At 63.2% G+C, this 13,265-nt stretch carries 11 protein-coding genes; 6 read left to right on the top strand and 5 right to left on the bottom strand.

The window, feature by feature from the left end; all coding sequences use genetic code 11:
* Nucleotides 1-77 precede the first annotated feature (77 nt).
* From DRB19_RS17725 to DRB19_RS17710, 4 genes are all read left to right on the top strand, one after another.
* Nucleotides 78-1,154, top strand: coding sequence for a sugar phosphate isomerase/epimerase family protein (locus DRB19_RS17725; RefSeq protein WP_114187357.1), 1,077 nt, complete (start codon nt 78-80; stop codon nt 1,152-1,154).
* A 5-nt stretch (nt 1,155-1,159) separates the two neighbouring features.
* A complete protein-coding gene (locus DRB19_RS17720; RefSeq protein ID WP_114187356.1) occupies nt 1,160-2,335 on the top strand; it encodes a Gfo/Idh/MocA family protein in 1,176 nt (391 codons plus the stop codon).
* Nucleotides 2,336-2,478: 143 nt separating this feature from the next.
* Nucleotides 2,479-2,886: a Fur family transcriptional regulator gene (locus DRB19_RS17715; protein ID WP_114187392.1), complete on the top strand. Its 408-nt coding sequence runs from the start codon at nt 2,479-2,481 to the stop codon at nt 2,884-2,886.
* Between the two features lie 185 nt (nt 2,887-3,071).
* Complete coding sequence (locus DRB19_RS17710) at nt 3,072-3,524, top strand: Fur family transcriptional regulator (protein ID WP_114187355.1); 453 nt, start codon at nt 3,072-3,074, stop codon at nt 3,522-3,524.
* 72 nt (nt 3,525-3,596) lie between these two features.
* Here the strand turns inward: DRB19_RS17710 and DRB19_RS17705 are convergent, their stop codons facing one another.
* Nucleotides 3,597-6,686, bottom strand: coding sequence for an efflux RND transporter permease subunit (locus tag DRB19_RS17705; protein WP_114187354.1), 3,090 nt, complete (start codon nt 6,684-6,686; stop codon nt 3,597-3,599).
* Between the two features lie 10 nt (nt 6,687-6,696).
* Nucleotides 6,697-7,830, bottom strand: coding sequence for an efflux RND transporter periplasmic adaptor subunit (locus DRB19_RS17700; protein ID WP_114187353.1), 1,134 nt, complete (start codon nt 7,828-7,830; stop codon nt 6,697-6,699).
* A 144-nt stretch (nt 7,831-7,974) separates the two neighbouring features.
* Here DRB19_RS17700 and DRB19_RS17695 point away from each other — a divergent pair, with 144 nt between their 5' ends.
* Nucleotides 7,975-8,541: a TetR/AcrR family transcriptional regulator gene (locus DRB19_RS17695; RefSeq protein ID WP_114187352.1), complete on the top strand. Its 567-nt coding sequence runs from the start codon at nt 7,975-7,977 to the stop codon at nt 8,539-8,541.
* A gap of 12 nt (nt 8,542-8,553) precedes the next feature.
* Here the strand turns inward: DRB19_RS17695 and DRB19_RS17690 are convergent, their stop codons facing one another.
* The gene (locus DRB19_RS17690; protein WP_114187351.1) at nt 8,554-9,729 is read right to left on the bottom strand and encodes a CaiB/BaiF CoA transferase family protein; all 1,176 of its coding nucleotides are present in this window, start codon (nt 9,727-9,729) and stop codon (nt 8,554-8,556) included.
* A gap of 18 nt (nt 9,730-9,747) precedes the next feature.
* Nucleotides 9,748-10,944, bottom strand: a complete 1,197-nt coding sequence (locus tag DRB19_RS17685; RefSeq protein ID WP_114187391.1) for an acyl-CoA dehydrogenase — start codon at nt 10,942-10,944, stop codon at nt 9,748-9,750.
* Between the two features lie 143 nt (nt 10,945-11,087).
* Here DRB19_RS17685 and DRB19_RS17680 point away from each other — a divergent pair, with 143 nt between their 5' ends.
* Complete coding sequence (locus DRB19_RS17680; RefSeq protein ID WP_114187350.1) at nt 11,088-11,984, top strand: LysR family transcriptional regulator; 897 nt, start codon at nt 11,088-11,090, stop codon at nt 11,982-11,984.
* On the opposite strand, the gene DRB19_RS17675 is transcribed toward DRB19_RS17680, so the two are convergent.
* Nucleotides 11,975-13,162 carry a multidrug effflux MFS transporter gene (locus DRB19_RS17675; protein WP_114187349.1) on the bottom strand — a complete coding sequence of 396 codons (1,188 nt, stop codon included), beginning with the start codon at nt 13,160-13,162 and terminating at the stop codon, nt 11,975-11,977. The two genes, DRB19_RS17680 and DRB19_RS17675, sit on opposite strands and share 10 nt — an antisense overlap.
* Nucleotides 13,163-13,265: the final 103 nt, after the last annotated feature.

The following is a 13,265-nucleotide window of genomic DNA, read 5'->3' as shown; positions in this document are numbered from 1 at the left end:
GCTGCCTGATCCGTCAGGGCGGCTTTCCTTTGTCCTCTTGTTGCTTGACGCCACCTTGCCACCTCGGGAGTTCGCTCATGAAGACCATGAAGGGCCCTGGCCTCTTCCTCGCCCAGTTCGCCGGCGACGAGGCCCCGTTCAACTCGCTCGATTCCATCTGCGGCTGGGCAGCGTCCCTTGGCTACAAGGGCGTCCAGATCCCGACCTGGGACGCGCGTCTCTTCGACCTGAAAAGGGCCGCCGAGTCGGACGCTTATTGCGATGAGGTGCAAGGCATCGTTCGCGGCCATGGGCTCGAAATCACCGAACTGTCGACCCACTTGCAAGGGCAGCTCGTGGCGGTTCATCCGGCCTTTGACGAGGCCTTCGACGGGTTTGCGGCTCCGGAGGTCCGAGGCAATCCGAAAGCCCGGCAGGCTTGGGCGGTCGACCAGATGCTCCTGGCGGCGAAAGCCTCCCGCTGTCTCGGGCTGAATGCCAGCGTGACGTTCTCGGGCGCGCTCGCCTGGCCGTTCATGTACCCGTGGCCGCAGCGTCCCGCCGGTCTTGTAGAAACCGCCTTCGAGGAATTGGGACGGCGCTGGCGTCCCATCCTGGATGCCTATGAGGATGCAGGCTGCGACGTGGCCTACGAGATCCATCCAGGCGAGGACATCCACGACGGGGCGACTTTCGAGCGCTTCGTGGATGCGGTCGGCGGACACAAGCGGGCCTGCATCAACTACGATCCGAGCCATTTCCTGCTGCAGCAGCTCGATTACGTGGCCTTCATCGATCTCTATCACGAGCGCATCAAGGCGTTTCACGCCAAGGACGCGGAGTTCAATCCGTCAGGGCGCGTCGGCGTCTATGGCGGCTACGAGAGCTGGATCAATCGCGCAGGCCGGTTCCGCTCGCTCGGCGACGGGCAGGTGGATTTCGGGGCCATCTTCTCCAAGCTTGCCCAGTACGACTACGATTCATGGGCGGTGCTGGAATGGGAATGCGCCCTCAAGCACCCGGAGGACGGCGCCCGCGAGGGCGCGGAATTCATCAAGGCCCACATCATCCGCGTGACGGAAAAGGCATTCGACGATTTCGCGGCTGGCGGGACGGACGAGGCCGCCAACCGGCGGATGCTCGGCATCGAGTCCCTTCGGGCAGCGGCGGAGTAGCCTTCATGAGCATCACGGGATCACAGGACCAGAAGTTGAGCCGCCGCCTTCGCCTCGGCATGGTCGGCGGCGGACGCGGCGCCTTCATCGGCGCGGTGCACCGGATCGCGGCCCGGCTCGACGACCGGTGGGAGCTGGTGGCGGGCGCTCTTTCGTCAGACCCGGAACGGGCGCGGCTGTCGGGCCAGGACCTGCTCTTGAAGCCGGATCGCGTCTATGGCGATTTCAACGAAATGGCCCGTCGGGAACGCCGCCTGAAGGACGGGATCGACGCGGTCGCCATCGTGACGCCAAACCACGCCCATGCGGCAGCCGCGCGAGCATTCTTGAAGGCCGGCATCCACGTGATCTGCGACAAGCCTCTGACGACCACGAGGCGGGAGGCCGAACAGCTCGCCAAGCTGGCGCAGGAATCAGGCCTCGTCTTCGCGGTGACGCACAACTATACGGGCTATCCCCTGGTGCGGCAGGCCCGGGCCATGGTGAAGGCCGGCGATCTCGGACCAATCCGCGTGGTGCAGGTGGAATACGCCCAGGACTGGCTTGCCACCCGCGTGGAGGAATCCGGGAGTAAACAGGCCGAGTGGCGGACCGACCCTGCGCGTTCGGGACCGGCCGGAGCCGTGGGGGACATCGGCACCCACGCGTTCAATCTCGCCGAGTTCATCGTGGGCGATGAGGTAGAGGCGCTTTCCGCCGAACTCCACACTTTCGTGGAGGGGCGCAGGCTCGACGACAACGCCCACATGATGCTGCGCTTCGCATCCGGCGCCCGGGGCATGCTGTGGTGCAGCCAAGTGGCGGCGGGGCTCGAGAACGGCCTTCGCATCCGGGTCTATGGCGAGAAGGGCGGCCTCGACTGGCAGCAGGAAAACCCCAACGTCCTGATCTACTCCCCCTTGGGCGAGCCGCCTCGTCTCATCCGCCGCAATGGGGCGGGCTCGAACGAGGTCTCCCAGGCAGCCTCCCGTATTCCAGGCGGTCACCCCGAGGGATATCTGGAGGGCTTCGCGCAACTATACGTCGATATTGCCGAGCAGATCGCCGCAAGGCTCGAGGGCCGGGAGCCCAACACATTCTCCCTGCAGGCTCCGACGGTGGAGCATGGGGTTCGGGGGGTTCGCTTCATCGAGGCGGCGGTGCGATCATCCCAGCGGAAGGCGGCGTGGGTCGAGCTCTAGCACAAGGTGGGTCCGATTGTCCGGGCCCAACGTTGCGACGTCGATGCTTGCCAGCATGAGGGTATTCCGTCACGAAGGCCGTGTGACGCTCATTCACAATGGCGTCCGCGGATCCTATCTATCCGGAGCAGCTGGATTTCCTCATGGCCTCGACGCATCACCACCACGCTCTGGATGAATTGAACGAGACGCAAAAGCGCGTTCACCGGATTCTGGACGCGGCTCAAAGCCCCCTCTCGGCCTATGAGGTGCTGGACCTTATGCGCGCCCAGGGGGCGGTCACCCCACCGACCGTCTATCGCTCCCTCGACAAGCTGATCGAGAAGGGGCTCGCCCACCGGCTCGAGAGCCTCAACGCCTATGTGACTTGCAAGCATCCCCATCATCACGAGATGGCGGCCTTTGCCATCTGCGAAGCCTGCGGGTCGGTGAAGGAGTTCACCGATTCCATGATCGGCGAGCGATTGGCCCATTGGAGCGACGCCAACGCCTTCTGCCCCAAGAAGGTAACGGTCGAAGTTCGCGGCCTTTGTGACTCCTGCGCCAAGTGACCGGCCCCAGGCGCACAATCGCCTCATAGGAAATTTTACCCACGTTCCTCGGCGCATGCAAAAAACTGGACGGGCGGCTTCAGATTGTGCACGAATGCAAGCACAAATTGCAACGATAACACATTGTACAAGCGAAGCTTTACCTATATGAACGTATAGGTGTCTTAGTAACAGGAGCTAGGTTCATGAGCGCCCGAGCCCTCAGGAAAGAAGAGGAGGAAAGCCTCCTCCGTCGTGCCGACGATCTTTGTCGGGAGAATAACCTTCGGTTGACGCCGATCCGGGAGCGTGTCTACCGCGAACTCGTTCAAAGCGGAGGACCGGTTGGCGCCTACGACCTCGTCGACCGTCTGAGCAGCGACAAGAAGCGCCTCGCGCCGGTGACGATCTACCGGGCCTTGGACTTCCTTCGCGATGCTGGCCTGGTCCATCGCCTCGCAACGCAGAACTCCTACGTCGTGTCCCATGGCCAGCCGGAAATGAACGCCATGAAGGTCATGTTCGTGGACGCGAAGACCGGCGAGACGGTCGAGATCCATTCGGCCGAAGTGGCGGAAGCCGTCAAGAAGGCTGCCGAGCAGGCGGGATTCAAGGCCCTGTCCCCGTTCGTCGAGGTTGAAGGCGAGATCGCCCGCTAACAGGCAGGCAGGCGCCGGAGCGCCTGCCATACCGTACGAATCAAAAGGCCGGGCAATTGCCCGGCCTTTTCGTTATTCCGCCGCGATGGCCCGGTGTGGAACCTGAGGCTCCTCGGCCTTCTCGCGTCGCGGGATCTCGCGGGAGATGTACGTGTAGAACATCGGAACCACGAACAGGGTGAAGATCGTGCCGATCGACATGCCCGAGGCGATCACGAGGCCCATGGAGAACCGAGCCGCCGCGCCCGCGCCGCTGGCATAGAGCAGCGGCGCCACGCCGAGCACCATGGCGGCCGTGGTCATCAGGATCGGCCGCAGGCGCACCCGGGCGGCCTCTTCGATGGCCTCCCGCTTGCCGACCCCGCGCTTCTCCTTGAGGTCGTTTGCGAACTCCACCATCAGAATGCCGTGCTTGGTGATCAGGCCCACAAGGGTGATCAGACCGACCTCGGTGTAGATGTTGAGGGTCGCAAGCCCGAGATTCAGGAAGATCATGGCGCCGAACATGGAGAGCGGCACCGACATCATGATGATGAACGGATCCCGGAAGCTCTCGAACTGCGCCGCCAGCACCAGATAAATCACGATGATGGCGAGACCGAAGGCGAGCGCGATCGAACTCCCCTCCTGAACCTCCAGCCGCGACTGACCGGCATAATCCTCATAGAAGCCTTGCGGCATGACCTCCTGGGCGATCGAGCGCAGAAGCTGAAGCCCTTCGGACGTGGTCACGCCCGGCAGGGGCAGAGCCGAAAGGGTCGCGGCGTTCAACTGGTTGAACTGTTCGATCGCCGCCGGCGCAGCGTTGGTCTCGATGCGGACGAGCGCCGAGATCGGAACCATCGAGCCGTCGGCCGCGCGGACATAGTAGTCGCCCAGGCGCTCCGGATTCAGCCGATCGACCTGACGCACCTGGCTGATGACGTCATAGCTGCGGTTGTCGCGGTCGAATTTGGAAATCGGCGCGCCGCCGACGAGCGCCCCGAGGGTGTTGCCGATCTCGCTGACCGGCACGCCGAGCGCTGCCGCCCGGTCCCGGTCCACGATGATGCGCGCCCGCGGCGTCTGGTAGCTCACCGAGTTCTGAACCACGATGAACTTGCCGGACTTCATGGCCCTCTGCTTGACCTGCTCCGCAACCTCGTAGGCTTGGGAGGGGTCGCTGATGGTGCGCAGCACGTACTGGATCGGCAATCCGCCGCCTGCACCCGGCAGGGACGGAGGCGCGAACACGAAGGCTTGCAGGCCGGCGTTCTCGTTCAGGAGGTTCTGGATCTCCTGCTTGGTCTGGGCACCCTTCTTCTGGCGCTCGCTCCATTCCTTGAGCTTGAAGCCCACGAAACCGCCGCCGCCGCCATCGATGCCGATGATGAGGAAGCTGTCATCGATCTCAGGGATCTTCTCGGCCGCCCCGGTGAACTGGGCCGCGAAGGCCTGGGTGTAGTCACCGGTCGCGTATTGCGGCGCATTGACGATGCCCAGATAGGCGCCCTGATCCTCTTCCGGCGCAAGCTCCGACGAGGTCTTGGTGAACATGAACGCCGTGGTGGCGAGCAGCGCGATGACGATGACGAGCGTGACCGGACGGGAGTTGAGCGAACCCGAAAGCCGCCTCCCATACCAGTTCTCAAGACGCGTGAAGGTGCGATCCACAAAGCCCGCGAAGCCCTTCTGCCCACCGTGTCCGTGAGGCTTCAGGAGCTTCGACGACATCATGGGCGAGAGCGTCACGGCGATGATGCCCGAGATAATGACCGAGCCTGCAAGCGTGAAGGCGAATTCCCGGAACAAGGTGCCGGTCAAGCCTTGCGTGAACCCGATCGGCGCGTACACGGCCGCAAGGGTGATCGTCATGGACACGATCGGAACGAAGATCTCCTTCATGCCGACGATGGCCGCATCGACAGGCTTCAGACCCTCCTCGATATGCCGGTGAATATTCTCCAGCACCACGATGGCGTCGTCCACCACGAGACCGATGGCGAGCACCATGGCCAGCAGGGTCAGCAGGTTGATCGAATAGCCCAACGCATAAAGCACGAAGCAGACGCCCACGAGCGAGAGCGGGATCGTCACGATCGGGATGAGAACCGACCGGAAGGACCCGAGGAACAGGAGGATCACCACCACGACGATGAGGGCTGCCTCGCCGATGGTCTTGAACACCTCTTCGATCGAAGCCGAGATGAAGTTCGACGCGTCATAGACGATCTCGACCGTCATGCCCTTGGGCAAGGTCGGACGGATCGAGTCGATGGCCTTGGTGACCTCCTCGGCCACCGTCAGCGGGTTGGCGGCCGGCGTCGGCGTGATGCCGATGAAGGTGCCTTCCTTGCTGTTGAAGCTGACCTTGGTGTCGGTGCTCTCAGGCCCCAGCTCCACGTCGGCCACGTCTTTCAAACGCACGACCTGATCGCCGTTGGAGCGGATCGGAAGCGTGCCGAAGCTCTCCGGCGTCTGGAACGTGGTCTGCATTTCGAGCGCATAAGCGACGAATTCGTTCTGGGTCTTGCCGGGCGCGGCCAGAAAGTTGCTCGACCGGATCGCCGTCACCACGTCGCCGGCCGTCACGCCCCGGGCCGCAAGGCGGACAGGGTCGATCCACACGCGCATGGAGAAGTCGCGGCCGCCGAGAATATCCGCCGCGCCGACGCCCTCAAGGGTGGCGAAGCGCGGCTGCACGACACGCGTCAGGAACTCGGAAACCTGCTCCGAGCTCATCTCGGTGCTGGCGAAGGTGATGTACATCAGGGCGAAGGTTTGGCCTGTTCCCTTCACGATGACCGGATCTTCCGCATCGGTGGGCAACTGGGCGCGAACCTGCTGCACCTTCGAGGTCACTTCCGTGAGCGCCGCATTCGGATCCGTGTTGAGGCGCATGCGCACGGAAACCGTGCTCAGGCCCAGACGGCTCTGCGAGGTGACGTAGTCCACGCCTTCGGCGCTGGAGACCGACTTGGCGATGGGCGTGCTGATGAAGCCCTGCATCAGATCGGCGCTCGCACCCGTATAGGTGGTCGTGATCGTGATCGTGGTCTCTTCCACCTCCGGGTACTGACGCACCTGGAGGCTCATCAAGCCCTGTGCGCCAAGCAACAGGATGAGGAGGCTCACCACCATCGACAGGACGGGGCGGCGGATAAACAGCTCTGTAAAACTCATGTCTGTATGCCTATTGCCCGTTGGCGAGCTTCGTCGCGTCGAACTTCGTCACATCGATGGTGTTGTCGATCTTGACGGTCGAACCAGCCTGAAGCTTGTTCTGGCCGGACGCCACGACTTGTTGACCCTGCGTCAGCCCCGAGAGAACCTCCAGGGTCCCCCCGCGGCGGCGCCCTGTCTTCACGAAGACCTGCTTGGTCACCTGAACCTGCTGGCCCGCCTTCTCTTCCTGCTCGATCGTATAGACGTAATCTCCGTAGAGGCTCGTAATGACGGCCGTCTGTGGCACGGTGATGACGTTCGGCTCGGCCGGCAGGATCGCCTCCACGTGGAGGAACTGACCCGGCAGGATGGATTGGTCCTTGTTGCTCTCCACAAGAGCCTGGACGGAGACGAGCCGCGTCTTCGGATCGACCTGCGGATCCTTTCCGATGACCTTGCCCTTGAAGGGAAGATCCGTCGCGGTTACGCCGAGGCGCACCTCCTGACCGAGCTTGACCTGGCCGGCGTCCTGCTCCGGCACGGTGAAGTCCACCTTCATCGAGGACAAGTCCTGGAAGCTCGCAATGACCGTTCCAGGCTGCAGATATTGCCCGATATCGATCCGCGAAATGCCGATCACGCCCGAGAAAGGCGCCTTCAGGGCCTTCTGCTCGATGGTAGCCTGCAAGCGCGCGAGGCGGGACCGGGCTGCGGCCAGGAGGGCGCTTGCCTGGTCGAAATTCGCTTCCGTGCCGTAGCCACGGGAGGACAGGGTCTTGGCACGCTCGAAATTGCTCTCGGCTGTCTTCACATTCGCCTGCACGTCGGTCAGGTCCGCGCGCTCCACCGTATCGTCAAGCTGAACGAGAACCTCGCCGGCGCGGACGTTCTGGTTTGCCTTGAACTTGATCTCCTTGACGATGCCGGCCGTCTCGAACGCAAGGTCGACGCCGTTGGCCGCTCTGGCCGTGCCAAGCGCCGTGATGCTGGGCGTCCAGGTCTTCGTCTCGACCTTGGCGGCCGACACGGTCTGGGCCGGCGGCTGCATTGTAGCGAAGAAGTTCTGGATCATCTTGTCGCGGAAGAAGTTGAACCAGACCAAGCCGGCGCAGAGTCCGATCGCGAGGATGAACACAAGGGAGACTACAATGCGCCGTTTCATAGGTGGTTTTTCCGATTTTCCAGGGTCCGGCAGCCGGACCTTCGTCTTAGCGTCGCAACAAGGCCTTAGCTCAACGTATACTTGACGCCAAGGCGATGGGGCTATTTATATACCGTCTGGACGGTTTAGGCGCAAGAGGTGTAAATGTTCGCGTGCGTTCGAGGTCGAAAGAGCTCCCGAGAGAAGATTCTCGATGCCGCTGCAGAGCTGGTCAGCGAGATCGGATCGGGACGCCTGACGTTGGACGCTGTCGCAGAAAGGTCTGGCCTGAGTAAAGGCGGTCTTCTTTACAATTTCCCTACTAAGGAAGCGCTGCTTCAGGCCATGATCCAGCGCCTGATCGACCAAGTGACCTCTGAGAAGGAGGCCCTCCGGCAGCGAGCGGAGCCAGGTCCGAACCTAGAGGCGCGCCTGTGCACCCAGACGTTGCTCAATATGTGTGGCGGCAAGATGAAGGACGTCGCCACCGGCATGCTGGCAGCCTCTTCCGAGAACCCGCGCCTTCTCGAACCGGTCCGCGAAACGGTCAAGCAAACCCTCGAGCAATTGAAGACGACGTCGGAGGACGTGGACGCGAGCCTCCTGGCCTGGCTTGCGGTCGAAGGCATTAGAAGCATGGAGATGCACGACATCAGCCCCTTCTCTGAAGAGGACCGGGAGCGCGTCGTGCAGGCCGTCGGCCGCCTTCTCAGCAAAGGTATTGCGGCTTAAGCTCTCTGCTGGTCAGGCCATCCAGGACGGATCGCTCAGGACCTCATCCGTATGCTGCCCGAGACGGGGCGACGGGCGCTCGGCCGCCATCGGCTTTCCATCCAGCACAATGGGGGAACGAACCGACGGGATCGAGCCTGCCTTGGCGTCGGGCGCGGGAAGGTCGATCTTCATGCCCCGCGCGATGACCTGCGGATCGGCGAACACATCCGCCACGGTATTGATGGGACCCGCCGGAACACCCTGCTTCTCAAGCGCCGACAGCAACGCATCCCGGGTGAATTTAAGCGTCAGCTCCGTCAAAAGGGGCACCAGCTCGGCCCTGTGACCGACCCGACCCGCATTGCTGTTGAAACGCTTGTCCTGGGCAAGCTCAGGCTGCCCGAGCACCGCCACGAACCGGGCGAACTGCCCGTCATTGCCCACGGCAACGATCACGTGCCCGTCGGCGACGGGAAAGACCTGATAGGGCACGATGTTCGGATGGGCATTGCCCATGCGGCGGGGTGAGCGGCCGGACGCCAGGTAGTTCATGGCCTGGTTGGCCAACACGCTCGTCTGCACGTCCAGAAGCGCCATGTCCAAATGAGCCCCCTCCCCGGTCTGGTCGCGACGGCGCAGGGCCGCCAGCACGCCAACAACCGAATAGACGCCGGTAAAAATGTCCGCAAACGCCACGCCGATTTTCTGCGGCTCCCCGTCAGGGTCGCCGGTCAGGTCCATGATGCCGCCCATGCCCTGGATCATGAAATCGTAGCCGGCCCTGGCCGCATAGGGTCCGTTCTGGCCGAAGCCCGTAATCGAGCAATAGACGAGGCGGGGATTGACGCTTTTGAGGCTCTCGTAGTCGAGGCCGTATTTCTTCAAGCCCCCGACCTTGAAGTTCTCGATCACCACGTCCGCATGCGCCGCGAGCCTGCGCACCAACTCCTGCCCCTCGGGCGTCTCGAAATCCGCCGCGATGGAGCGCTTGCCCCGGTTGCAGGAGTGGAAGTAAGCCGCCGAGAGATCGCCGCCGTCGGACCCTTCGATGAAGGGCGGCCCCCAGCCGCGGGTATCATCACCCGCGCCGGGGCGCTCCACCTTCACCACGTCGGCCCCGAGATCAGCAAGAAGCTGCCCCACCCACGGACCGGCGAGAATGCGGGCAAGCTCCAGGACCTTGAGGCCCTCCAGCGGCTTCGTCATGACGTGGTCCGCCCTGTCTTAGAAGAACGCCTGAAGGCCGGTCTGCGCGCGGCCCAGGATCAGGGCGTGGACGTCGTGGGTGCCCTCGTAGGTGTTGACCGTTTCCAGGTTCTGGGCGTGACGCATCACGTGGTACTCTTCCTGGATGCCGTTGCCGCCGTGCATGTCGCGGGACGTGCGGGCGATGTCGAGAGCCTTGCCGCAATTGTTGCGCTTCACGAGGGAGATCATCTCGGGCGCGATGCGGCCTTCATCGAAGAGACGGCCGACGCGCAGGGAGGCGTGGAGGCCCAGCGTGATCTCGGTCATCATGTCGGCAAGCTTCTTCTGCACCAGCTGGGTTGCGGCGAGCGGCCGGTCGAACTGCTTGCGGTCGAGGGTGTACTGACGCGCCCGGTGCCAGCAATCCTCGGCGGCGCCCATGGCCCCCCAGGAAATGCCGTAGCGCGCCCGGTTGAGGCAGCCGAAGGGCCCCCTCAGGCCGGACACGTTCGGCAGAAGCGCATCCTCGCCCACCTCGACGCCGTCCATGACGATTTCACCGGTGATCGAGGCGCGAAGCGACAGCTTGCCGCCGATCTTGGGAGCCGACAGGCCCTTCAGGCCCTTGTCGAGCACGAAGCCGCGGATCTGGTTGTCATGGGCGGCCGACTTGGCCCAAACCACGAACACGTCCGCGATCGGCGAGTTCGAGATCCACATCTTGGTGCCGGTCAGGCGATAGCCGCCGTCGATCTTCTCGGCGCGGGTCTTCATGCCGCCGGGATCGGAGCCCGCATCCGGCTCGGTCAGGCCGAAGCAGCCCACGAACTCGCCGGATGCGAGTTTCGGCAGGTACTTTTGGCGCTGCTCCTCGGAGCCGTAGGCATAGATCGGATACATGACCAGAGAGGACTGAACGCTCATCATGGAGCGGTAGCCGGAATCGACCCGCTCGACTTCGCGCGCCACGAGGCCATAGGCCACATAGGAGGCTCCTGCGCAGCCGTAATCGTCCGGCAGGGTCACGCCCAACAGGCCAAGCTCACCCATTTCGTTGAAGATGGCGCGGTCGGTCCGCTCCTCGCGGTAGGCTTCGATGACCCGCGGCAGAAGCTTGTCCTGGGCATAGGCCCTGGCCGTGTCCCGGATCATGCGCTCGTCGTCCGTCAGGAGCTCGTCGAGGAGAAGCGGATCTTCCCATTGAAGTTTTGCGAGGTCTTGAGCGCCAGCCATGATGAATGTCCTTCTCGTGCGTCGCGTCGAGGTTTCCGCCTGCGGCGGCCAAACCCGTTGAATTCGGGCCGCAAAATCGCTCTGGACGGCGGCGAAGTAAAGCGACATCTTCGCAGCAGGTTATTCTCAAACGGAATGAACGTTTGCTCCGTCGCGGCTTTCTCCCCAATGTCGGCAACCTCCTGGCCTTCGAGGCGACGGCGCGCCATGGCAGCGTGTCCCGAGCGGCCGAAGAGCTGAACCTGACGCAGAGCGCCGTCTCGCGTCAGATCCAGCAACTGGAGGACTCCCTTGGCGTCTCGTTGTTCCACCGGTCGCGGCAGCGCGTCATGCTCACCGATGTGGGGCGCATGTATGCGGCCAACGTGCGTTCCACTTTGGCCGAACTGTCCGATGCGACCCATCAGGCCATTGCCCTGTCGGGCACCCGCGGCGTGCTGAACCTTGCGGTTCTTCCCACCTTCGGAACCCGCTGGCTCATTCCGAGAATGCCGGAATTCTTTGCCCGGCACCCGGACGCCACGGTGAATTTCGGCGTCCGTCTCGTGCCGTTCGATTTCGTCGCCGAGCCCTTCGACGCCGCCATCCATTTCGGCCAACCTCACTGGCCCGGCGCGATCTGCGAGCATCTCCTGGACGAGGAATGCGTGCCGGTGTGCAGCCCGGCCTACCGGCGGCAGGAAAACATCCGGACGCCTCAGGACCTGATCCGGGCCACGCTCCTCCAGCAGAGCACACGGCCAACCGCCTGGGCCGAATGGTTTGCTGGTGCTCAGGTGGAGCTCGGCAATCCCCTGCGCGGTCCCCGCTTCGAGCAATTCGCCATGGTGGCCCAGGCCGCGATGGCGGGCCTTGGCGCAGGGTTGATCCCGCAATTCCTGATCACCGACGAACTCGCCTCGGGCCGCCTCGAAATTCTCTTCCGGCAAAGTCTCATGAGCAGCGGCGCTTATTACCTGGTCTACCCTGAGCCCAAGGCGGAGGCCCCGCTTGTACGCTCCTTCCGCGACTGGCTTATCGCCAAGACCCGTCAGGGATAGATGCGCTTCGGCTTCAACGTCCTCCGGCTCAACGTGAAGGCGATGAGTCCACAGGCCAGGATGGCGCAGACCATGGAGAGCGACGTTCCATTATAAAACGCGCTCACCAGGACGATCATCACCGCGCCCGTGCTGAGCTGCAGGGTGCCCATGAGAGCCGAGGCCGTTCCGGCGATGGAGCCATGCTCCTCCAGGGCGAGCACCGCCGTCGAGGGAATCACATAACCGAGGCAGCCGAAGGACAGGAACAGCAGGCCCCACAGCACGTAGGCGTTGTCGATTCCGGCCACCGTCAGGATGAACAGAAGGCTGGTGAGCCCGGCGACTCCCGCAATGGCGGTGCGCACCACCCGCTCGGCGCCAAAGCGGCGCATGAAGACGCTGTTGAACTGCGCACTGCCGATGAACGCGATGGCGTTCGAGGCGAAGACCAGGCTGTAGGCGGACGGCGATAGCCCGAAATGCTCGATGAAGATCACCGACGAACCGGCCAGGTACGAAAAGAAGCTCGCCTGACTGAAGCCGCCGATGAACGTGAGCCCGAGAAAATGCCGGTCCTTCAGGAGAGTTTTGTAGGTGGCGAATGCCTGAGCCACGCCTTTCCTGTCATCGCTCTCCTGCCGGGTCTCCGGCAGAAGGAAGAACACGACCGCCAATCCTCCAAGACCAATAACCGCAATGGCCCAGAAGATGACCCGCCAGCCGAAGAACTCGGTCAGGGTGCTTCCGGCCAGGGGAGCAAGAATCGGCGAGACGCTGAAAACCAGCATCGTCGTGGCCATGAGACGAGCCGCCTCGTGTCCGGTGTGCAGATCGCGAATGATCGCCCGCGGAATCACCATGGTGGCGCAGGAGCCGACCCCTTGCAGGAACCGGAAAGCGATGAGCGCCTCCACGCTCTGGGCGAAGCTGCACCCGATGCCTCCCAGGATGAAGAGCGACAGGCCGAAATAGATCGGCGGCTTGCGGCCGAAGCGGTCGGAGAGCGGCCCATAGACGATCTGGCAGACCGCCACCGCCACGAAGAAGCTCATCAGGCTCATCTGCACGGCGCTGACATAGGCCTGCAGATCGCGCGCGATCGCCGGAAAGGCTGGCAAGTACATGTCGATGGCGAAGGGCCCGATGGCCGAGAGCATGCCCAGGACGAGCGCGTTGCGTAGGAAAGCGGATTTCATGAAAAGACTTCCGTGGACCCGGTATTGGACCGGAAAGAGAAAACGGCCCGCGTTTTCATGAAACGTAGGAGGCAAAACAACAGGACAACGCGTTGGAGCCGGC

This window comes from Microvirga aerophila (genome assembly GCF_003332305.1).
GTDB classification, from domain to species: domain Bacteria; phylum Pseudomonadota; class Alphaproteobacteria; order Rhizobiales; family Beijerinckiaceae; genus Microvirga; species Microvirga aerophila.
The sequence above is the reverse complement of the archived record's forward strand: the minus strand, read 5'-3'. Positions and strand labels throughout refer to the sequence as shown.